Source organism: Virgibacillus chiguensis (assembly GCF_900129865.1).
Taxonomy (GTDB): domain Bacteria; phylum Bacillota; class Bacilli; order Bacillales; family Amphibacillaceae; genus Virgibacillus; species Virgibacillus chiguensis.
In genome coordinates this window covers 17,105-39,180 of sequence record NZ_FQXD01000007.1, presented here as the reverse complement: position 1 = coordinate 39,180, position 22,076 = coordinate 17,105, and the positions used below count along the sequence as shown (strand labels likewise).

Genomic DNA, 22,076 nt, shown 5'->3' with positions numbered 1-22,076 from the left:
TGAAAGACACGCCAGCTTAGCTAGGCGTGTTTTCATGTTTACCTTGTCCCCACCAACCTGCAGATTTGTAAATGGCGATAATTACTGCAGCTCCAAGTAGGAGTACAAGAGGGATAACCCAAGTAAATCCGAGTCCAAATAAGATTGGAGCAAAGGTTACGATGATAATATCGACAGGGGCGACACCAATATAAGCAAGAGCATAGTCTTCTGGAGTACGACTCTTCAGTTCAGGGTCGACAATACGTAATAGCGCTAATCCCATAGCAACAGTGCCAGTACTCCAGCCCCAACCAAAAATAGATTTTTCTAACCAAAAATCTTTAAATATATTGGGTCCAACAAAATGGAATAATACATATGCCCAAATTGTTCCGAAGGCGAATAAGAAAAGTAGCGGTAAAGCGTAATCGATAACGACAGTGATGTTAATCGATGCAATACCGAAAGCGACGAGAAAATCTGTAGCTGTTCCGCCAATTCGTTCCATTACACGTTGATCAATATACTCATCTGATTTTATTCTGCGGCTAATCGCTTGAAACAATAAACCAAGAACAAAAGCAACACTGAATAGTGGCACGGAAACAGATGGTATTAAGTCGGACAGACTATTTGTAATCCAATAGGATACACCAATGACAAAGGCGATAATCGCCAAGTGTAGTACAAGGGGATCAATAGAACTGGATGATACAGTCTCTTGTCCCATGTAGAAACGTTTGGATTTAGGTATAAGCCCAGATTTTAACTCAGTAGGAAGGTCCTTAAAATTCGTAATAAATTTCGTTTTTCCTTTTTCAGTACTATGCTTAATAAGAAATAGTCCACCTAATACTGCAATGAGAATGCCTACGGTTGCAGAGGTCATCGCTAAATCCATTGCTTCTTTCCAACCAGCATGAGCTAACCCTTCGCCAATTGCTGCTGCTGTACCGTGTCCACCTAAAAACCCTGCACCTAAGACGAGACCGAACCCGCTAGGTAAGTCTGAAAAGATGGGATTTAAAATAAGCAATGCAAAAAGAACACCAATCCCCCACATGGATAGGGTAAGAATCATAGAATAAGAGAACATATTGCGAACGCGGTGAAACACTTCAGATAAGTGTACTTTTGCTGCGCCAATAGGAATAGCCGCAAAAATGACAGCAATAAGTAACCCAGGATAAGCGCTAAATTGATTGGAGAAAGGTAATATACCAAAGCCACTCGGGCCAAATGCAAGTCCGAGAAATCCTGCAATCATACTAGCAGGTAGAAATAAAGCTTGAATCCATTTTACTTTTGCTCGTAAAATCGTTCCGACCAAAAGTAATCCAGAAATAATGCTAAGATCAATCATTAAAGACCAAATTGTGAAATTTTCCAATAAAATTCCCCCTTATCAAAATTTTTGTAAAATAACAATTAGAGTTTGTTGCGAAATGTGTACAAAATTAATGATGACTTACTTATAATGCGAGGTTTTCAAGCGTGCAGGCAACTCATTATATCACAAAATGACATGTTATGGGCCTTTTCGATAAATGATGTAATGTTGTTAATAATAGGGGAAATTTGATAAAAGCATCGGTTTTTGTAAAATGCTGTATAAGGAGCACTTTCCTGTTGGTACATGAATCCTGGAGATAAGGTGCGGACTTCCATAAATATAATCGAGAATTTTACAAGCCGTTTAGGGGAAAGTACCCTTAACGGCTTCTTGAAAATGCACTTGTTAATGGTTGATTCTACCAGCCGTATCTCTTTGCACCCCATCTATTTTCAATAGTTTCTTGTTTCTTTATGACTAAGGTTTCATGGGCGACATCTTTTTCTATATTAAGCCCAGGATATAAAGCGGAATTACTGCCAATTTTAACACCTGGAAAGAAAACGTTATTAATGCCTGTCCGCGTATAATCTCCTATAAAAATGGCATTTGAATGCTCCGGCGTGTAAGTCCGACCTGTCATGTTGTGCGGCTGTTTTGTATCATTAAATCTTAAAATCCCAGCTACGCACGCTGCTGCAACGTCGACATACCGTCCCATGATACCAAACATCTCGCTATAATGAACAGCAGAAACGCCTTTCATAGAAACCCCTTTAAACTCTGCATTATGTCCAAATTTATTCTCTTTGCCGATGACAGTTGACCCTTCCACTTTTGCGTAGTCCTTCACATAGGAATGGTCGCCAATGAGTATGTTTCCATTTAAAATGGCTCCATTATCAATGACCACATGATCGCCTACGATGAGGTTTCCATTTACGACCACATTTTTTCCTACATACGAGTGATCGCCAATTTTTATAACGCCATGAATAGAAGCTGTTTTATCTATTTTTGCACTTGGGCTAATATCATTTTCTGTCAATTGCTTAACCAGTAAATCCAAATGATACACATTAGCATTTAAAATGTCCCAAGGAAACCTCAGTTGAAAAATTTTATTATCGGCAAGCTTACATTTTATTTGTGATCCATCATCCAAATACTGATTCAATCCGTTTTCAATGAAAAACGAATCTGGAATCATGGAACCTGAAATTCTTTTTTCGAAGCCATCTGAACTATGAATGATATATTGTAATGCCGCTTTACTTAAACCATACACTCCTGCTACTTGATGGGTAACATAATGATCCCTAGGATGTCCTAAAAAATATTGAATGGCATCATTTTCTACGTTGGCGCAGATGGCTTCTGTGCTTTCTTTCTTCTCTGTTAATAATACGGAATCTTCGGCATGATGATGTAATATTTTCTTGAGATCTTCGTTAACAAAGACATAGTCTGATTTTACGATGACCGTTTTTTCATCTAAGCTTGGATAAATTCCAGCTAAAAAGCTTCGGAAATCGTTAAAATTACCATGCAGTTGAATACCCGAATATTTCCACAATAGATGGGTGACTTGCTTTGGTTGATGCCCTAAAAAAACATGTATATCCTTAGGGTTTATGCCATTTTTTATAAAAAAATCAACCTGATGAATAATATTAGAAACATTTAAAACCTCTAAACAAGCGGGTTGCCATTCTTTATCGTAAGGGAATAGTTTTTCCTCATAATCGCTACATAACAGTATCACTTTCATATAGAACTCTCCTTTGGAATTAGGCTTGATACTCAAAATGTGTGATTCGCTTTCACTCACTAGGAAAATATAAAATAAGATGCTTATGTATAACAACATAACGGAATAGCCACGTCCGGCTTCTAGCGCTCAGCAACTAGGCGATTTCATGAATAACTCTAAGCGAAGTTAACATAAGGCTCATGACTAAGAGGAAGGCTGACTAAAAACGGGCTTGCCGCCTGACGTACGCGTACCCCTGCCTTAGTGGCATAATTCCTAAATCTTTCGTTGATACTTCCACTCGCTATGTTACTAAGCGCGCGCTCTAAGCTTTTGCTTTTACTAGCGATACACGGTATGCATGAGATGGAATGAATTTGTTTGGTACAATGCGAAGCCAAGATTAAAAGGCTTTCCATTTTTTAAATACGCAATGTTTTTTATGTTAATAAGCGGTGAGCCAATCGGAACGTTTAAATGGTGCGCAGAGGCTTCATCAGCTAATAGAGCTGAAATCCTTTGGTCGACATATTCGTATTCGATCCCTTTTTCTTTTAAATGTTCATAAATGGATTGTTTACAAATGTCTTCGGTCAATTCTCCGACTAAGTGGTAATCAAAATACTCTAACTCGTAAGACACTGCTACGTTATTCGCATAGCGAATCCGTTCGACAAGCCACAATGGATCACCTACATGGATTTGCATATCTGTAGCTTGATTTTCCTCTGCCGCTACTTTAGCAAGCCGCAACAAGTTAGTTGAAGGAGTTAGCCCTCTGTTTTTTGCTTCAGAAGTAAAGCCTATTCCTGGCTTAAAACCTAAATATTTAGGAAGAGGGTTTACAAATGTTCCAACTCCTTTTTTCTTCGACAACACTTTTTCACTCACCAATTCTTCCAATGCTTTTCTTACCGTTATTCTAGAAACGCCTAGCTTTTCTGTTAATTCTAATTCCGATTCAATTAATTGATGTGGCTGATAAATTCTTTTTTCAATTTGATCTAAAATATACTGTTTCACGATTTGGTATTTCGCTACATTCGATTTCATATCATTGCATTCCTTTTCTATAATCTAATAGCTTCATTGTATCATGCGTAAGAAATGGATTATAAAATGTACTATTTCCAATATCCATAGTAGGTATCAAAGATTTTGTCATTGTATTTATCAGCGCCATCTACGTTGGAGCTTTTAAAGACAGGTACTTCTAAACCAGCTTCTTTTAACTTGTGAATAACGCCTATAATGATTGCTTGGGCTATCCCGATACTTGTAAAATCAGATGTTGGTCCTAATCCCGTATGAACACCTTCCATCATGTACGCTGCATCCCCTTTAGGAGCGTGATTATCGATGGTTACATCTGCAATGTCGTACATTTTTTTATTGGAAGCATGTCTGGAGGATACATTGGTGGAATGATCCATGGATGTTAGCGCAACTACACTGGCACCTAGTTTTTTTGCTTCCAAACACATTTCTACAGGAACATTATTTCTGCCAGAATTTGAGACGACCATTAACGTATCTTTGTCATCCACCTTGTATAAGTTCAACATACTTTTTGCATATCCATCTAGTCTTTCTAAATACGTACTTTTATTTGGCATCTCATGTAACATAAGTTCTGGGGGTAACATACCCTTTACATATGCTAATCCACCAGCTCGAATATATATTTCTTCAGCTACCATATGGGAATGACCTGAACCAAATACATAAAATCGACCACCTTGTTGACAGCTTTGAAAGATCAGGTCGGCTGCTTTCTCGATAGGCTCAACCTCATTTTCCACTACAGTTTTCCAAGTGTCTGTTAAATAATTTAGATAGCGAACGATTTCTTCTTTTGTCTGCATGCCTATTCCTCCTTTAATATTATGTGTACATGTTATAACATGTTGTTAATACATGTCAAGTTAATATGTTATTTTCTTAATATCACCGTGTCTAGCTTTAAGAAAGCAGTATTGTGTTTATTCCGCACATGCTGTACTGTAAGAATTGCCATTGTTTGTATGATTTGACATGAGGCTTATTCAAAGAAGCTACAACCGGTTATAGCAGCGAAGAAACAAATATAAAAAGAGCTTCAAATCCTTTGTCTAAGAGGATTTAAAGCTCTCTAATACCTTTATTTAAGGTGTCCATTGTTTATTTCGATATAAGTTACTGTAGAACTAGCATTACTAGAGGTTTTCCTCAATGAGAGTCTCTAGTTTCTCTGGCAAATCATCCACATCATCAAATCCATAGCGTAGTACAACGTTGCTTTCATCTAAATCAAAATTTTCTGCGAGCGGATGATCATCGTTTCTCATTTTCCGATCAACTTCGATAACGGCTACAACCTCTGATTCGTAGACAAAAAATAAAGCTTCTAATTCATCAAGTTTCCGTTTATATTTCCCTTCCTCTGGCTTAAATTCAAATTCTTGAACTATCGGAAACTCCTTTCTTAATCCAAAGAAAAGGGGGGTGAACTCACATTCTACTTCTTTTAATTCCAATCCTAAGCTGTCTGCGGCATCAAGAAAAGCGTCAACTAATGGATGCGGATCAACGTGGATGTGGTCTTTATCTCTTGGATCAAGCGCTTTTTTAATATCCATGCCTGTTTCCAACCAAACCCTTGTTTTTCCTAAAGTTGCTGGTGTACGTACAGGTAGTTGGAAGCTAAAAGGGATCGACTTCTTTTCGCCTTCTTGAATAACAAATTCGTCTGTAAGCTTAAAGCGTCCTAATACATGCCGCACATTATCATCTTCATTATCCCCTATTTCTGACGTATAATTTGTTGCAACGGTTACATAAACTTGGTCAATTCGCTGTTCCGAATTGCCTCCTTCTATGTCTAAAACACCTTCCACTGTCCCCCCGGGTTTGAAGTCTTCTGTGTCTACTTTAGCGTCAACTTGTGCAGAGCCGATGCCAATAGAATGAAACAATTTTTTAAACATATGTATGCTCCTCTCTGTTCTTTTGTAGAATAAGACATATGGCTTGTCGCCATCAAGACTTGGCGATAAGTCAATATTATATTAAAAACACTGGATTTTTTATCCTTTCCTACAGTATAAATGAAAAAACGGTATATTTATAGGAAAGTTTACAAATTTGCGTTTTAAATTTTGTTTGATTTGGTAGAATATTGACAAATTAATTTATGGTTGGTAATATTTGGTTATATGAAGTTTGCTCAATATAAGGGAGTGCAAGTATGAATAAGTATAAAAAAAGTGCTTTTCAAGGTATCATTGTTTTAAACGAAAAATACTTTCCATCTACTTGGAATTTTACTGCAAAAGTAGGGGCTACCTCGTTTACAATGAATGTGATAGATTGCTTATACAAAAATAATAAGTATGCTGGATTGATTTTATATAAAAGAGATGAGTCTTTAACCTACCCTGTACTTGAGGAAAAATACATTAAAAACCACATTGTAATTACAATGAAGTTTAATTTTAATATAGAAACGTTTTTAATAAAAAATGTTTTAGAAGCGGCAATTTCTAGAATAATGTTGATTTCATCACCATTTTCCCTTCCTATCGTATACTACCAAACGGATACACTATTAAAATATCATCCTCAACATGTACCATGCTGCGTCACACATCACGGGCCTTTTGTAGAAGATTTTATCAATCATTATTCAGCCTCAGAATCATATATAGCGTTTGAGTCCAAAGAAAAGGCTTGTCATCTAGGTAGGCAACAAAAAGAAGGCTTGTTAGCTCTTAACAGAAAAGAAAATGTATTTGTTTTGCAGCATTCAGAACTTCAAAAAAACTTTATTATGAAAAAAGGGATTGACGAGAAAAACATCTTTAAGATAGTTCCCCCTATTGTTTTACCAAACGTTAAAGAGATAACTTTAATGGATAAAATTTTTAAATTTATTTCCGTCAAGAAAAATGAGATGCTAATCATATCGACTGTTGCAAGAATTGATTACTTTAAGAATTTGGAGTTTTTAATTACGTCTTTGGTAAAATCTCTAGATAGTGGTATACCTCTTAAGGTTTTGATAGCTGGTGATCCAAAAGATAAGGGAGAGAGAAGAGTAGCATTAATAAATTCACTACCTGAACACTTAAAACAACATTTTCTTATCATTCAAACTTTGCCACAAAATGAATTGTACAGTTTGTTTAAATTAGTCCGTAATAAAGCAACTTTTTTGTGTACTTCTAGATATGAAACTCTAGGAATAACGCCATTAGAAGCTGCTATGATGGGTGTTTATACAATTACTCCTAATTCTAGCTTAGTAGAAGCCTCGATGTATTTTTCTGATGAGGATAAATTTAATTACACGCCAAGCCAATTAGAAAGTATTTTAAGAAGAATCTATAAGGAAAAACGATATGTCCGTCATTTACAAGCTGATTATCTGAAAAAGATATTTTCAAATGAAAATTTTGTGGAATCACTGCTAAGTTCATTCCAATTAATTGAACAAAGATTTACTACGAAGCAAGAACTGATCAATTAATAAATAAAGTATAAAAGTTTGATGGAAAATTCACATAGGTCAGAACGCAAAATCATAGAAGGTTCCCTAAAAGCAAAGTTTTCTTATTGGAATTTTTTCAACCGCTCGATGTGTAATGTAATGTAGCCAAGTTCTTCCTCGGGTAATTCAATTCCATAGTTTGCGGCTACTTTTTTCGCTACGTTCATCGCACTACGATAAGAGCGTTTGAATTTCTTTTTAATCATCGCGAGCATCTCTTCATCTAATGAGTGGGCTTCATAATGATGGACTCGATTTAAAGCAAAACGTAAATGCGTCATTAACCGTTCAAATGCGAGGCTGTTTTCGTTAAAGGTGATATTTAAGTTGTGTTGAATGCTATCAACCATATCTTTGACAATTGCCGTTTGTTTTACTGTTTCATGTAAATCACCTCCTTGAATCTTCATTGTGTGGACATGGAGTGCTATAAATGCGGCTTCATCCATTGGTAGCTCAATTTGCAACTTCTCTTTTACATGGTTAATGGCCCAAATTCCAATATTAAATTCTTCCCGATACATCATCTTGATTTCTTGCAATAGTTTATTTTGTAAGTATATTCCCTCTCTTGTACGTTCAATGGCAAAAGAAAGATGATCTGTTAAAGCTAACAAAATATGCTCATTTAGACTTGTTCCTAATTGCTGTTCAGCATAAGCGATAATTTCTTCAGAGATAAGTAGATGTTCTTCCGGTATACGCATAATTAATTCTTGTAATTTTTCATTTTCTTTAACAACAAACAGTTTTTCAATCTTGGCTGGATTAACAATATCTTTCTTTTGTTTATTAAAAGCGACCCCAGCGCCAATTGCTATTTTCTCTTGATTGCCATCTGTTACTATTACAGCATTATTATTAAGTATTTTCATGATTTTCACCGGAAGACATCTCCTTTAAAAAACAAGTCATTTTTCTTACACTAATTTTCCCCATACAGGAACATAGAGAGCGAAAATAAACTGTAGAATCTAAGCGCTATGTTTTGTATGTTAAGAAGTAATTGTTATTAGAGTGGTTTCTTGTGCTATACTTTTCGTTTCATCTGTATAGCTAAGCTGTTTACTTCCATCCGTATTATTTGTAATGATAATAGGTGTCACTGTGCTGGATGCATGTTCTTTAATATAAGCTAAATCAATATCCATTAGCAGATCGCCTAGTTTTACTGTATCATCTGCTTGAACTTTAACATCAAATCCTTTTCCTTTCAGTGCTACAGTTTCTAAACCGACATGGATTAAAATTTCAGTACCATCGTCGGCAACAAGGCCAATGGCGTGCTTTGTATCTGGAATTTGTACCACTTTTCCATTTATTGGAGAGACAAGTTTGCCATCGCTTGGCATGATAGCGATACCTTCCCCCATCATTTTTTGACTAAAGACAGGGTCGGGAACTTCTTCGAGTGGAAGAATATCACCATTTAATGGGGCATAAATAATTTGTTCTTTAGATTTTTTAAACAGTTTTTTTAACATAAGCTTAACTCCTCTTCTATAAGTTGTTATGGTGGAAGGTTGCATCTATAGTAAAAAGTATAAAACGTTTCGCAAAAAATTGGAAACAGGGTTCACGTATTATGTTAACTGAATCACAAAAAGCAAGTCATTTTCGAATGCACGATACGTTATATTATTCGTAAAAAAGACATGGCAGTATAAAGAGCCCTGAATGGTAGGTTACTCTATCATACCACCATGCCTAATCGTGTTAGTAACATGTGATCCGAATGTTTATTTGATAACGCAATCATATCACTAAATGCGATAAATATCAACTTTCTTTAGATATACTTTCAACTTCTTATAAAACCTTACATTCGAAAGAACAAATCTTCCTACGAATGTAAGGTTAGGTTATTGTGAGCTATTATTGTCCAGCTACATCGCGTTTTGTAAATATAATCCAGGACATTGCTAAGAAGACGACGTAATAAATAGCTAACATCGTAATGGAAAATTCTAAGGTCAGTCCGTTAACCATAGGTGTCCTACCGTCCGCAAATTGACTTAAATCGAGATTAGCAAACAGAATGTATTTGGCCCATTCTTTCTCTGCTAGGAAACCAATAAATGTGTTTCCACCCATCATTAAGAAAATGGAAATACCGATTGCTAGAGAGCTGTTACGAAATACAGCTGAAATCATAAACGCTAGAGTTGTCATCATAATAAGTGGCACTAATTGATACCCATATTGCGTGAAAGTCTCTTGTAATAGTGACACAGAAGTAAATCCATTTGCTGTTTGTTTAACAATTTCAGGGTTCATATCTCCAACACCAAAGAAGATAGCCCCAACAATCCAAGATGTAATAAATAAAAAGATGGTTGTATATAAGCCAAATAAGAGTGTTGCTAAATACTTGGATAATAATATTCCGCTTCTACTAATAGGGCGAATGAGTAGTAATTTAATTGAACCCCAGCGGAATTCATTGGCGATAATGCCACCTGCTACAATAATAGTTAATAAACTAACTAACATCATTAATACTGCATTTTCCGTCACAAAATTCCATGTACCATAAGGAGCGGGCTGTATATCGTTTTCTAAATAATAATTGTTTTTGGCAATTGTTTCTGGGTTTATAGATGCTGCATATTCATCTTTTTCCATTTCTTTTTGCAGATCTTTGTTTTCTTCTTGAAGCACTTCACGCCAGTCGTCACCTTGGTAATCCTCATTTAAATCAGAGAATTTATCGGTTAAAAAAGCACCAGCAATGATAATTGCAAATAATATAATATACATAATCCAAGTCGATTTTCGAATATATATTTTTGCTTGTTCATTTTGGATTAATTTAAATAGTCTACTCAATGGTGTTCTCTCCAATCAGTTCAAAGAATTGGTCCTCTAAGGTTCCATTTACAACATTCGCCTCATAAATGGAGCAGTTGTTTTCTACTAAGCTTTTAATAACTGCTGGCATTTGCTCTTTTTTACAATGAAAAGATAGTATTCCATCTTGTTCTACTACTTGCAAAGCGAATTCTTCTTGGATGAATTGTTTTGCTTTCGTAATTGGTGTAACCGTTAATTGGTGAACGAGATTATCATTATCTTGAGCGCCTACTTGTTGTAAAGTAACCATTTCGCCATTTTTAATTACGCCAATGCGGTCACACATTTGTTCAATTTCGGAAAGTAAGTGACTAGATACAATAACAGCTACATTTTCTTCTCGGGCAAGATGGCGAATATGCGCACGCATTTCTCTAATTCCAGCAGGGTCTAAGCCATTTGTCGGTTCATCTAAAATTAAAATAGACGGCTTGTGTAAGAGAGCTTGCGCAATTCCAAGACGTTGGCGCATTCCCAAAGAATACTTACCAACCTTTTCTTTGATTGCTTTTTCCATGCCCATTAACTTAACTACTTTAAGCATACGTTCTTCCGTTACACCTGGCATCATACGTGCATAGTGTTTTAAATTTTGCCACCCTGTCATAAATGGATACATTTCTGGGTTTTCAACGATAGCACCAACTTCACGTACAGCTTGTTTAAAATCTTTTTTTATACTATGTCCTTGAATGAGTACATCGCCTTCAGATATATTAATTAATCCGACCATCATACGAATGGTCGTTGTTTTACCTGCTCCGTTCGGTCCAATAAACCCAAACACTTCACCCCGATTAATTGAAAAGGATAGGCCCTTAATGATGTCTTTGTTGCCAATCGATTTTTTCAGATTGACTAACTCCATTGCTGCTACAGTCATTTCTTTAACCTCCATTAATTCATGTATAATAGAAAAACTTCACCTGTTACCTAGTCTTTATGGCAAAAGGAATCGTTTTTTTATAAAAAGTTATTGCTTGTTATTTGTTACGTTTGTCCATTTTTTAGCGATAAAAACAATCATCATAATTGCTAAACCTGCGAAAAATACAAAAGGGGTCATCATCAATTTCTTCATCTGCTTATCATCCTTTCAGAAGAATGTCGTATCAACTAGTGAGTAAGCTAATAGTACCATAAGTACCAGGGAATTTTTACATGTTTTTTCTTACATCTACCTTTCATTATTGTCATGTAAACGGTTCATTTGTTTGTAACCCGTAGATTTGTTCCCAAAAAAAGAGGGATAGAACGGATAGTGTACACAATATCTACTTTCAAAAAATAAGGAAGGGGAAGCCCATGGGGCATCCCCTTCGTTTTACATGTACTATAGGAAAGCATAAAGTTGTCAGGTTTATAAGATAAAAAAACTACAACCTTTGCTATAAGACTGGCGACAAGCCAATAAAAAATTATTGACCTGCAACATCGCGTTTCTTAAATACGATCCATGAAGTTACTATGAAAATAACATAATAGACGATTAAAACGGTAAGGGAAAAGCCCAGTGTCATACCTTCTGCAAAAGGGGTGTTTCCAGCGGTGTATTGTCTTAGATTTGTGTTGGCAAATAAAATGTATTTTACCCAATCTTTATCTGCAAACATCTGTACAAATGAAGAACCGCCCATCAATAAAAACAATGAAACCCCAATAGCTAATGAACTATTACGAAATACAGTTGAAATCATAAATGCTAACGTAGTCATCATAAGCAAATCAACTAGTGGAAAGCTATAATTCGTCAAAATATCCTTGAATAATGGGACTGACCTAAACCCATCCGTCGCATCTTTAACGATAGTAGCGTCCACTTCACTAATTCCAAAAAAGATTGCTCCAGTGATCCAGGCCGTAATAAAGAGAAATAGAAGTGTATATAATGCAAATAACAGGACTGCTACATATTTAGAAAACAAAATCTTACTTCTTTCAATGGGGCGAATAAGTAGTAGTTTAATCGTTCCCCAGCGGAATTCGTTGGCAACGATGCCTCCAGCGACAATGATGGATAATAATCCGACAACTATGATTATCTCTGATGTTTCTCCTGTAAAGTTCCAAGCATCGTAAGCAGCTGGCTGAATATCATGTTCTAAATAATAATTGTTTTTTTCAATGATGTAAGAATGATACGCTGTTTTAAACTTATCTTTTTTCATTTCCTGTTCTAAGTTTTGATTTTCTTCTTGCAAGACTTGTTGCCAGTTGTCAACTTGGTATTCTTCGTTTGGAACACCATAATAATTTACACTAAATGCGAAAGTGAAAATTAACCCCGCTAAGATAAGATACATAAGCCAGGTTGATTTTTTTGTATATATTTTTAGTTGTTCATTATGGATAAGTTTTAACATGCTACTCAATGGTATTCTCTCCAATCAGTTCAAAGAATTGATCCTCTAATGAATCATGTGCTGTTGTAAGTTCATAGATAGCGCAATGGTTTTCAACCAGCTTGCTAATGATGTTTGGAACGAATTCTTTTTGGCAATGAAATGATAGTCGCCCATCCAATGCTGTCGCCTCTAATTGAAGATGTTCATGTAATATTTGTTTTGCTCGGTTCATAGGAGTTACTTGCAAATGATGGAGCAGATTATCATTTTCTGTTTCTCCAACTTGTTGAAGCGTTATAAGCTCTCCATTTTTAATAATTCCAATGCGATCACACATTTGTTCAATTTCGGAAAGTAAATGACTGGAAATAATAATTGCGACGTTTTGTTCTTTAGCTAAATGGCGAATATGGTCACGCATTTCGCGGATTCCAGCAGGGTCTAAACCGTTCGTAGGTTCATCCAGTATTAAAACAGATGGTTTATGTAAGAGAGCTTGAGCGATCCCTAAACGTTGGCGCATTCCTAATGAATACTTCCCTACTTTTTCGTGAATCGCTTTTTCAAGCCCCATTAATTCGACGACTTCTTGCATACGTTCTTTTGTTACTCCTGACATCATACGGGCATAATGCTTTACGTTTTGCCATCCACTCATGAATGGGTACATTTCTGGATTTTCCACAATAGCTCCAACTTCTTGAATCGCTTCTTTGAAACTTGTTTTGGAGCTTTTCCCTTGAATGAGTACGTCACCTTCTGTGATGCTAATTAAACCGACAATCATACGTATTGTTGTCGTTTTCCCAGCGCCATTTGGTCCAATGAAACCAAACACTTCTCCAGGTTCAATCGATAAGGAAAGATCTTTAATAATTTCCTTTTTGCCGATTGTTTTTTTCAAATGAACTAATTCTAATGCTGCGCTTGTCATTATGTTACCTCCATAGTTGTTAGGTTGTGCAAATAAGATTCTTATGTTGCCGTTTTTGTTTTGGAAATAGTGAGCACTATCGCCGATAAGCATGCTGCAACGATACCAGATGTAATAAGCGCTTTTTTCATGGTTTCACCTCCTTGGCTTACATATTTCTCGCGTAAGACTTTTTGACTGTCTACAGCGGTGGATAAATTTACTAAGTTATTTAGCCACGTTCGGCTCCAGCGCCCAGCAACTAGGCGACTTCACTCCATTGACCTACGCGAAGTCATCATTGGTTCGTACTAAATAGGAATGCCGACTAAAGACGGGCTTGCCGGAGGGCGCCAGCATACTCCTGTTGCAGGAGCATGATCCTAAAACTTTCGTTGGTTCGTTCCAGTCGCTACGTTGCTGAACGGGGGCCCCGAGCCTTTGTTCCTTCATCATTCACGACTAGGAGCTATAGTTATGATTGTATACTTGTTACACATAGGAAGTAACAGGCTAAAGAAATAATATGGAGTACGACTTCAGGCGTATTTATGCCTAAACAATTTGTTGTTTGTCTAAAATAAGGAATTAAAAAACTTGGCGACAAACCAAGTTTTATGGCGAAAGCCTTTGTTTTTCTTCTACTATTGAAAAAGCTTGCAGGAAAACAAATCGTGTTTTCTGCAAGCTTGAACAAATTACGCTTGTTTATAAAGCGAATCGTCAATCAGTGGATTTTTTTTCATTTCCCACTAATAGGTAGTACATATCTAAGGGTCAGCTTCAAAGGGGGGGTTAAATGATTGTGATGTATAAGGCAATCCTTTGTTTACCAGACAGTTCGTGAATGCTTTTTACCAAAGTTCCTCAGACTGTGAGCAATGAAAAATTGGGCGGTGTAATACGTAATCATAACGAATATATGTTCATTGTTAATTGGCGAAACAAACATGTTCCATGCCAAAATAGAGTCAGAAATAACGAATAGAATACTGCCAATACTAGCAAAAACATTTCCTGACATAATGGCAAACCATGCCATGCTAGCGATCGCCGTCATGTAAATGATTACAGGTATTACGAGGTAGGTGTCTTCTGAGCGAGCCACGGCCTGAACGAAGTCACTACCAATAATCCAAGCATAAACCCCTATAGGAATAATAGAGGCGGCGCGCCAAATGGAAAATTTCCATTGATAGATAAAGCCAGATAGATAGAATAAGTGTCCAATCAAAAAGGATGTGAGACCAACGATGAACCAGTGTATGGTTCCGTCCCCAATAGAGCAAAAAAATAGACCAATAAGAATGAGCCAATGTGATTTGGTTTTCTGCTTAGGCAGGGAGTAAAAAGCATAAAAAATAATGAGTGCCATTGGGATTAACTTGAAAAACAGTTTGAAAACAAGAGGTTCCTCCGGGATGATAAAAATATATAAAACACCCATTACTAGAATAAGGATAGGTAAACGATTTATTTGCAAAAAATCACCTTCTTTCAAATTAAGATAGCATTCAATGTAGATCGAGTATGATTCGTTTCATATGCAGGCTGATTAGCTTATTGTCTATGCAGCATAGTTGTATGGGAAGCATCTAAACTTGCTTATGATTCTATCATACAACAGAAATTTAGTGGAGCAAACGAAATGAAAGGATATGTCATATATCTTGCGTATAGACTGGTGTAAGGTTGCTATGCGATCAAAATTCTATTAAAAAGCTTTCCTTTTGAGCGTAGGAATAAAAGAGGGAAATAACCACCTAAAGAGTTAACGTATAAACCAAGCTTTTCTAATGATAAAACAGTGAAACCACGGGCATTTTTCCGTTTGGTTTCACTGTTCATGTTATTGAAGCTCTCTTTTAACGAAGCTTTTTAACAGTGATAGCTTGGTTTACCTTTGTATGTTTACAATCTGCAAATGCTTCGCCATCTACTAATCCTAGTTTGATAGCAGCTTCTAGCTTATCGGTATCTGGTCGTTTTTCTATAATAATAAAATCTGCTAACTGCATATCCTCTAATTTACTTACGGTACAAACTCGTTCGTATTGGGTTGAAGTACGAATTTGCCGTTGCGCTAAATAGTCCCCTCGCTTCATTTCTCCCTTTTGATTTTCTCCAACAGAAGCATCAAGAGCTTGATGGAAATACTTTTTCAACTCTTTCATCTCATACTCTATTTCCTTTTTTTCCTGTTGAAGCACATAATAACGTCTGATTTCCTCTTCTGTAATTCCCATTGAATCTTGCATACCAACAGCTCCCTTATTAAAGAGTAATTTAAAATGGACATACGGTTTATGCTAAAACGAATAAGTTGAGCCTGTTCCCTCACAGTAGGAGTTTATTACTTATATCTATGAGCTTGCTCGTGCGAATATGTATTTTTGTAGGTTCATCATAACGCCACTTGTAAACGATTTAAAATTCATATATAATGCAACTAAATCGGTTTAGTAAATCGATTTAGTTTAAAAGGAGAGGTGCTTTATGAAAAAAGTAACTATTACCGATGTAGCTACTTATGCAGGTGTTTCAAAAAGCACTGTGTCGCAATTCTTGAATCAACGTTTTGATTATATGAGTGTAGAAACGAAAGAGCGTGTAGACGCTGCCATTAAAGAATTAGGATATCAACCTAATATTATTGCTCGGAGTTTAAAGCAGAGATCTACGAAAACAATTGGTGTAATTGTTGCAAATATATTACATGATTTTTCTACGCGTGTTATTAGAGCGATTGAAGATTACTGTCATACAGAAGATTACCACGTCATTGTTTGTAATGCGGATGATAACTCAGAAAAAGAAAAGCGGTATATTGACATGCTTCGAGCTAAACAAGTGGACGGCATTATTTTATTTCCGACTAGTAAAAATAAAACGTTCTACCAAGATTTAATGAAAGATGAGTACCCGTTCGTATTTATAGATCGTCTCGTTCCAGGTGTTGAAGCAGATGCGGTTTTACTAAACAATCATCAGGCTGCTCAATTAGCTGTGGATCAATTTGTTGCTAATGGTTATCAAAAAATAGCTGTTCTGGCACCACCACTGTTTGATCCGATAACGCCTCGATTAGAGCGAATAGAAGGGTATCAACAGAGCCTTGAAAAGAACCATATTCGTCCAAATCCTTTATATGCAATTAACAGTGCATTGGAAAAAGTGGAAGAACAAATGAAAAAACTGCTCTTGTTGTCCGATCCTCCTGAAGCAATACTTGCTTTAAACGATCGCCTGCTTTATCAATTGTTGCAATATGTAAAAGATCAGCAAATTCAAGTGCCCCAGCAATTAGCCATTATTGGCATTGATGATGTCACATTTGCTTCGCTCTACACGCCCTCATTAACTACGGTTGCACAGCCAGCATTTGATATGGGTAAGAAGGCTGCGGAGTTACTATTTAAACAATTTGATAATGGAGCAAGCAAAAAACAGGTGTATCGCTTTGCTCCTGAAATCATAATCAGAGAATCTTGTGAGAGGAAGGGGAATGAAATATAGCAATGAGAAAAACACTAGATACGATTGTCATGGAGGTAAGTAAAGTAATACAAGCAGTTGATTCAGATGAGGTAGTTGCGTTAGTAGAACAATTGAAACGAGCAAATTCCATTTTTGTAGCCGGTACGGGTCGATCAGGGTTGATTGGCAAAGCCTTTGCCATTCGTATGATGCACAGTGGATATTCTGTTTATGTCGTTGGAGAAACAATTACACCAAACATGGAAGCGGATGATGTGTTGTTAATCATTTCTGGCTCAGGAAACACAGGAACATTAGCATACTTTGCAGAAAAAGCTACTGCCATTGGCGCTACTATAGCATTAGTAACAACAAATAAGCAATCTGTCATTGCCCAATACAGTAATTGTGTCGTAGAAATTCCTGCTGCCACCAAAAAGCGATTACAGAATGAGCCTGCTACAATCCAACCATTAGGAAGCCAATTTGATCAATCAGCACATGTAGTGTTAGATGCTGTTATTGCTCATGTGCTTCAACAAGAGCAATGGAATAAGTCAAACCAAGTGTTATCCCAGAAACACGCAAATTTAGAATGAGAATAGGAGTGTTCTTTCATGAAGCCGATAGATATTATTAAAGCGACAAAAGTAGTAGCCGTAATCAGAAAAGCGGATGGAGAAAATATTGTTCCTATATTAAAAGCGCTATCTGCAGGGGGTGTGAAGGCTGTTGAAATTACAGCGGAAACACCAAATGTTGCAAACATTATTGCGGTAGCAAAGGAAGCAATGGGTGAGGAAAGTTGTATTGGTGCTGGTACGGTTCTAGATTCGGATACAGCTAGAGCAGTTATGCTAGCAGGAGCAGATTTTATCGTCTCTCCATCGTTGAGTATAGAAACGCTTAAGCTCACCAACCGTTACGGTATGCTATATATCCCAGGAGTGTTAACGCCTACTGAAATCGTAACTGCTTATGAGCATGGAGCAAGTATGGTGAAAATTTTCCCAGCGTCAACAGTTGGCCCTTCCTATATGAAAAATATGTTAGGACCACTTCCACATGTGGAGGCAATGATTACAGGAGGGATAACGTTAGAGAATATGAATGATTATTTACAACAAGGTGCAAAAGCTGTAGGTATTGGCAGTAATTTAGTGAATGTTACCAAGTTAAAAACAGAAGCTGATTATGAGAAATTAGAGGAAGAAGCGAGATCGTATATTCGAGCCATAGTTTAAAGTTTTGTTTAATGGGATAAAGGTATGCAATAAAAACAATACTTTAAAGGAGTGTCTGCACATGACTCATCATAATAGTGGTAAACAGATAGTGGCACATGCAGCTCTTTCATATGTGCAATCTGGTATGACGTTAGGCCTTGGAACGGGTTCAACGGTTCATTACTTTTTAGAAGAACTAAAAAGATGTGTGCGTGAAGGGTTGCATATTCAGGGTATTCCGACATCCAAACAGACAGAAAAGCTAGCCGAAGCATATGGAATTCCATTAACTGATTTTTCAAAGGTGACAAAAATAGATGTAGCTATTGATGGTGCGGATGAAGTCGATCCTGACTTTCAATTAATGAAAGGTGGCGGAGGTTCTTTAGTTCGAGAAAAAATTGTCGCTGAAGCAGCGGATAAACGAATAATCATTGTTGACAATACAAAAAGTGTGGACAAATTAGGCAGATTCCCTCTACCTGTTGAAGTGGTGCCATTTGGTTGGCAAAAAACAGCGTCTTATTTAGAGCGTTTTGGTTGTACGCCTGTATTACGAAAAGTGAACCAACAGCCATTTGTATCTGATAATGGAAATTATATTCTAGATTGTGCTTTCGGCTCCATAGAGCACCCTAAGACATTACATGGACAATTAAAACAGTTGGTTGGGGTGGTGGAGACGGGTTTATTTATTGATATGACCGATATAGTTTTAACGGCTAATAACGGCGTCGTTGAAAGACAGATAAAGTGATAGTTGTTGTACAAACTTTTTTTACACTAGTATATGAAAAACTACAGCTTCCGCCATCTAGTTTTTCTAATGTCATTTCCATGTAACGCACTTTTTGTACAACTTCTAAAACGAACGAAAGATGTGGGAAACATGTTGAAAAAATAGGACAACTAGACATGGAGGGAAAAGATGTGCTCGATATTATTACATTAGGAGAAGCAATGATTGTTTTTAACCCGGGAAGTACAGGGCCATTACAATTTGTTCGTACATTTGAAAAGAGAGTTGGCGGTGCAGAGTTGAACCTTGCTATTGGCTGCTCGCGATTGGGGATGAAGACTGGGTATATAAGCAGGCTAGGTAACGATGAATTCGGGCGTTACATACATCACTTTATTCGTGGAGAGGGGATAGATACATCCCAATTGAAGCTTGTTGATGGTTACCCTACGTCCTTAAATTTTAACGAGAGAATGGAAGACGGCAATGTACGTACATTTTACTATCGTAATCAATCACCAATGAAAACATTAACGGTGGCTGATTTAGATGAGAACTATTTTAAACATGCGAAAGTGCTTCACTTAACAGGTATTTACCCAGCTATTGAGGACAGTAATATTCCAGTAATGGAAAAAGCAATTGAACTGGCAAAAAAGCATGATGTAAAAGTATCGTTTGATCCCAACATTCGGCTTCGTATGTGGACAAAGGAAAAGGCACGCGTTGTTCTTGAGAAAATCTTGCCAAAAGTAGATATTTTACTAACTGGTGATGAAGAAATGGAAATCATTATGGGAGAAAAAAATCCACAAAAATTATATATCAAGCAAGAGAGTTAGGAATTTCATTTGTCGCGGTAAAGCTAGGCGAAAAAGGATCTGTTGGTTATTATCAAGGTAAAACCGTCGAAGCAGCACCTGTAAAAGCTTCCAAGGTTGTAGATACAGTTGGCGCCGGTGATGGTTTTAATGCCGGTGTACTTTACGGACTTTCGCAGAATTGGGATTTAAACAAAATGATGCAAGTGGCGAATACGGTCGGCTCCATGGTAGTTCGTGTTGTAGGTGACAATGAAGGGCTGCCATATTATGAACAAGTGCAGCAATGTCTTGGTGAAATAGAACGAATTGAAAGGTAAAAGGAAGGGAGACTTGTGTTGTGAGAGTCGGGAGCAAGTAAACGCTCCCTCTTAATCGATTTATTTGTTAAACTTTATTACGAATTTTCTTGGCCTTTCTATTCATAATATGACGAATAAAGATGGAAAACGCTACTTGTTTCACTGGAGAGATCGATTGTTCAAACTGATAAAATAACTCGTCTGGTGTAGCGAATACACCCAAATCTTCTATAATTGCTTGTTGTTGAATATACGTATTTGCTTGGTTCCATTCAACGCACGGGTTTTGTAGATTAGTTGTACTGATTCCAAAACCGCAAAAGCCAATATTATTAGGATACATAAGCTGCATTTGTCTTAAATATTTTTCGTCGATAATCAACCCTTCTAGCGCATACCATACATCTTCATAAAACACCTCGACCCAACTATGGAGAATAAGTGCAGGTGAGATCTCATAAATCCAGTTTGGAATAAGTCCTTTCTGTACTTCCTTGTCTATCCAAAACCCACGTATTCGGCAAGGAATACTTACAGCTCTTAATAACGCCATAAACAAAATGCTTTTCGTGTTGCATTGTCCGTAACCGTTTTTTAAAATTTTGCTTGCAGGGATTTGATCCTTTTTGTTATAACCGAAAAGAATATCATTTTGTACAAATTCATAGCAACTCTTAATTTTGTTGTAGTCATCTAACTGTTTCCACTCTTTGTCTTGGATGAGGCGTTGTATTGTTTTTTTTTCGAAATCGAGCAGGGACGTAGGTGATAAATATTTTTCCATTTTATCCTTCTCCAATTCTTCTATACATCTAGAACACGATATGAACAAACGTGATCTAGATGTATGTTGCTCCTTTTAATATAGAAGACTCAATGGAAAGATACTTTCAAAAAAACGCTATCTTTGCTAATATTTGAAGCGGACATCCCAGTTATTTTTTTACTTGTTGCAGCGAAATGGGAAGGGCTGTCAAACCCTGCTTTCATAGCTGAAGTAGTTATATCATATCTATACTCTAACAAATAAGAGTAAGCATCTCTAAGTCGGTGTAACAATAAATAACTTTTCAATGGAGTTCCTGTTTCTGCTTTAAAGAGGTGGGATAATCTGCTTTTTGATAAAGCTACTAAATGAGCTAAAGATTGTAAAGAAATCTCACCTTTTTGGGATGTGGAAATTGCTTTAAGTGCAGTATGAATTCGTGAGTCATAATTTGGTTTAACACATGTATTTATATTTAATGTTTGAAATAAACGCTGTATAAATATTTCATAATAGAGAATTTTCATGGTGTCTAATTTTTTAAACGAATTTTTAAGCGCAACCATATTAGCAGATGCATGAAAAAGATGGTAGTCTTTATTTTGCAAATAAACTTTCTTCAATTGCTTTCCAATAGTTGATGTGTTATCTAACAACATGGTAAAATGCGACGTTTGAGCCGAATCTATTTTGTGGACTCGATTAGAATTAATTATTATGCATTCAAAAGAAATAGGTTTTCCACTTACTTCAATTATCATTTCCCCATCTAAACTTAAAAATAGTTGTAACATCCAATGCTTATGGGATTCTGCTTTAGTGGTATTGGAAAAGCTTGCGATACTATCTTTTCCAAAGAGAATATAGTTCATTAGTTCACCGCCTGCTATTTTTTATATTGGAAACATTGTATAGAAAATGTATCAAAAAAGGAAGAGGGCTAGAACTGGTAGTGGATACAATGACTATTTTTATAATAGGAACCATTTTATGTTTTGTTTAGTCTACTTCACCTTAATTTTTTTGTCTAGTCAAGTT

22 protein-coding genes are annotated in these 22,076 nt (G+C 36.5%); 7 read left to right on the top strand and 15 right to left on the bottom strand.

Annotation, left to right across the window (positions count from 1 at the left end):
• Window positions 1-16: 16 nt before the first annotated feature.
• The 5 genes from BUB45_RS09580 to BUB45_RS09560 form a co-directional block, all read right to left on the bottom strand.
• Window positions 17-1,372, bottom strand: coding sequence for a sodium/glutamate symporter (locus tag BUB45_RS09580; protein WP_084723595.1), 1,356 nt, complete (start codon window positions 1,370-1,372; stop codon window positions 17-19).
• A gap of 361 nt (window positions 1,373-1,733) precedes the next feature.
• On the bottom strand, window positions 1,734-3,086 hold the full coding sequence (locus tag BUB45_RS09575; protein ID WP_073007969.1) for a glycosyltransferase: 1,353 nt from the start codon (window positions 3,084-3,086) through the stop codon (window positions 1,734-1,736).
• Between the two features lie 324 nt (window positions 3,087-3,410).
• Window positions 3,411-4,121: a GntR family transcriptional regulator gene (locus tag BUB45_RS09570; protein ID WP_073007966.1), complete on the bottom strand. Its 711-nt coding sequence runs from the start codon at window positions 4,119-4,121 to the stop codon at window positions 3,411-3,413.
• Between the two features lie 71 nt (window positions 4,122-4,192).
• Window positions 4,193-4,933: an SIS domain-containing protein gene (locus tag BUB45_RS09565; protein ID WP_073007963.1), complete on the bottom strand. Its 741-nt coding sequence runs from the start codon at window positions 4,931-4,933 to the stop codon at window positions 4,193-4,195.
• A gap of 330 nt (window positions 4,934-5,263) precedes the next feature.
• Window positions 5,264-6,034: a sporulation protein gene (locus BUB45_RS09560; RefSeq protein WP_073007960.1), complete on the bottom strand. Its 771-nt coding sequence runs from the start codon at window positions 6,032-6,034 to the stop codon at window positions 5,264-5,266.
• Between the two features lie 260 nt (window positions 6,035-6,294).
• Between BUB45_RS09560 and BUB45_RS09555 the strand changes: the two genes are divergently transcribed.
• Window positions 6,295-7,575, top strand: a complete 1,281-nt coding sequence (locus BUB45_RS09555; RefSeq protein ID WP_073007958.1) for a glycosyltransferase — start codon at window positions 6,295-6,297, stop codon at window positions 7,573-7,575.
• An 83-nt stretch (window positions 7,576-7,658) separates the two neighbouring features.
• On the opposite strand, the gene BUB45_RS09550 is transcribed toward BUB45_RS09555, so the two are convergent.
• From BUB45_RS09550 to BUB45_RS09515, 8 genes are all read right to left on the bottom strand, one after another.
• On the bottom strand, window positions 7,659-8,471 hold the full coding sequence (locus BUB45_RS09550) for a PRD domain-containing protein (RefSeq protein ID WP_073008450.1): 813 nt from the start codon (window positions 8,469-8,471) through the stop codon (window positions 7,659-7,661).
• Between the two features lie 120 nt (window positions 8,472-8,591).
• Window positions 8,592-9,080 carry a PTS sugar transporter subunit IIA gene (locus tag BUB45_RS09545; RefSeq protein WP_073007954.1) on the bottom strand — a complete coding sequence of 163 codons (489 nt, stop codon included), beginning with the start codon at window positions 9,078-9,080 and terminating at the stop codon, window positions 8,592-8,594.
• A 391-nt stretch (window positions 9,081-9,471) separates the two neighbouring features.
• Complete coding sequence (locus tag BUB45_RS09540) at window positions 9,472-10,425, bottom strand: ABC transporter permease (RefSeq protein WP_073007951.1); 954 nt, start codon at window positions 10,423-10,425, stop codon at window positions 9,472-9,474.
• The gene (locus tag BUB45_RS09535) at window positions 10,418-11,332 is read right to left on the bottom strand and encodes an ABC transporter ATP-binding protein (protein WP_073007948.1); all 915 of its coding nucleotides are present in this window, start codon (window positions 11,330-11,332) and stop codon (window positions 10,418-10,420) included. Before BUB45_RS09535 ends, BUB45_RS09540 begins: the two co-directional genes overlap by 8 nt.
• Window positions 11,333-11,867: 535 nt before the next feature.
• The gene (locus BUB45_RS09530) at window positions 11,868-12,812 is read right to left on the bottom strand and encodes an ABC transporter permease (protein WP_342068353.1); all 945 of its coding nucleotides are present in this window, start codon (window positions 12,810-12,812) and stop codon (window positions 11,868-11,870) included.
• Between the two features lies 1 nt (window position 12,813).
• The gene (locus BUB45_RS09525; protein WP_073007943.1) at window positions 12,814-13,728 is read right to left on the bottom strand and encodes an ABC transporter ATP-binding protein; all 915 of its coding nucleotides are present in this window, start codon (window positions 13,726-13,728) and stop codon (window positions 12,814-12,816) included.
• Window positions 13,729-14,536: 808 nt separating this feature from the next.
• Window positions 14,537-15,190, bottom strand: a complete 654-nt coding sequence (locus BUB45_RS09520) for a lysoplasmalogenase (protein WP_073007941.1) — start codon at window positions 15,188-15,190, stop codon at window positions 14,537-14,539.
• Between the two features lie 382 nt (window positions 15,191-15,572).
• Window positions 15,573-15,965 (bottom strand): hypothetical protein, encoded by a 393-nt coding sequence (locus BUB45_RS09515; RefSeq protein ID WP_073007939.1) that lies wholly within the window; start codon window positions 15,963-15,965, stop codon window positions 15,573-15,575.
• 238 nt (window positions 15,966-16,203) lie between these two features.
• Here BUB45_RS09515 and BUB45_RS09510 point away from each other — a divergent pair, with 238 nt between their 5' ends.
• The 6 genes from BUB45_RS09510 (at window position 16,204) to BUB45_RS20710 (ending at window position 20,290) form a co-directional block, all read left to right on the top strand.
• On the top strand, window positions 16,204-17,223 hold the full coding sequence (locus BUB45_RS09510) for a LacI family DNA-binding transcriptional regulator (RefSeq protein WP_073007936.1): 1,020 nt from the start codon (window positions 16,204-16,206) through the stop codon (window positions 17,221-17,223).
• A gap of 2 nt (window positions 17,224-17,225) precedes the next feature.
• On the top strand, window positions 17,226-17,783 hold the full coding sequence (hxlB, locus tag BUB45_RS09505; RefSeq protein WP_073007933.1) for a 6-phospho-3-hexuloisomerase: 558 nt from the start codon (window positions 17,226-17,228) through the stop codon (window positions 17,781-17,783).
• Between the two features lie 18 nt (window positions 17,784-17,801).
• Window positions 17,802-18,428 carry a bifunctional 4-hydroxy-2-oxoglutarate aldolase/2-dehydro-3-deoxy-phosphogluconate aldolase gene (locus tag BUB45_RS09500; protein ID WP_073007931.1) on the top strand — a complete coding sequence of 209 codons (627 nt, stop codon included), beginning with the start codon at window positions 17,802-17,804 and terminating at the stop codon, window positions 18,426-18,428.
• 61 nt (window positions 18,429-18,489) lie between these two features.
• The gene (rpiA, locus tag BUB45_RS09495; RefSeq protein ID WP_073007928.1) at window positions 18,490-19,167 is read left to right on the top strand and encodes a ribose-5-phosphate isomerase RpiA; all 678 of its coding nucleotides are present in this window, start codon (window positions 18,490-18,492) and stop codon (window positions 19,165-19,167) included.
• Window positions 19,168-19,340: 173 nt separating this feature from the next.
• Window positions 19,341-19,991: a sugar kinase gene (locus tag BUB45_RS09490; RefSeq protein WP_342068351.1), complete on the top strand. Its 651-nt coding sequence runs from the start codon at window positions 19,341-19,343 to the stop codon at window positions 19,989-19,991.
• Window positions 19,967-20,290, top strand: a complete 324-nt coding sequence (locus BUB45_RS20710) for a carbohydrate kinase family protein (protein ID WP_342068352.1) — start codon at window positions 19,967-19,969, stop codon at window positions 20,288-20,290. The genes BUB45_RS09490 and BUB45_RS20710 overlap by 25 nt, the downstream gene beginning before the upstream one ends.
• Before the next feature lie 67 nt (window positions 20,291-20,357).
• On the opposite strand, the gene BUB45_RS09485 is transcribed toward BUB45_RS20710, so the two are convergent.
• Together BUB45_RS09485 and BUB45_RS09480 are read right to left on the bottom strand one after the other, a co-directional pair.
• Window positions 20,358-21,056, bottom strand: a complete 699-nt coding sequence (locus BUB45_RS09485) for a transglutaminase-like domain-containing protein (RefSeq protein WP_073007925.1) — start codon at window positions 21,054-21,056, stop codon at window positions 20,358-20,360.
• A gap of 89 nt (window positions 21,057-21,145) precedes the next feature.
• Window positions 21,146-21,910 (bottom strand): helix-turn-helix transcriptional regulator, encoded by a 765-nt coding sequence (locus BUB45_RS09480; protein ID WP_073007922.1) that lies wholly within the window; start codon window positions 21,908-21,910, stop codon window positions 21,146-21,148.
• Window positions 21,911-22,076: the final 166 nt, after the last annotated feature.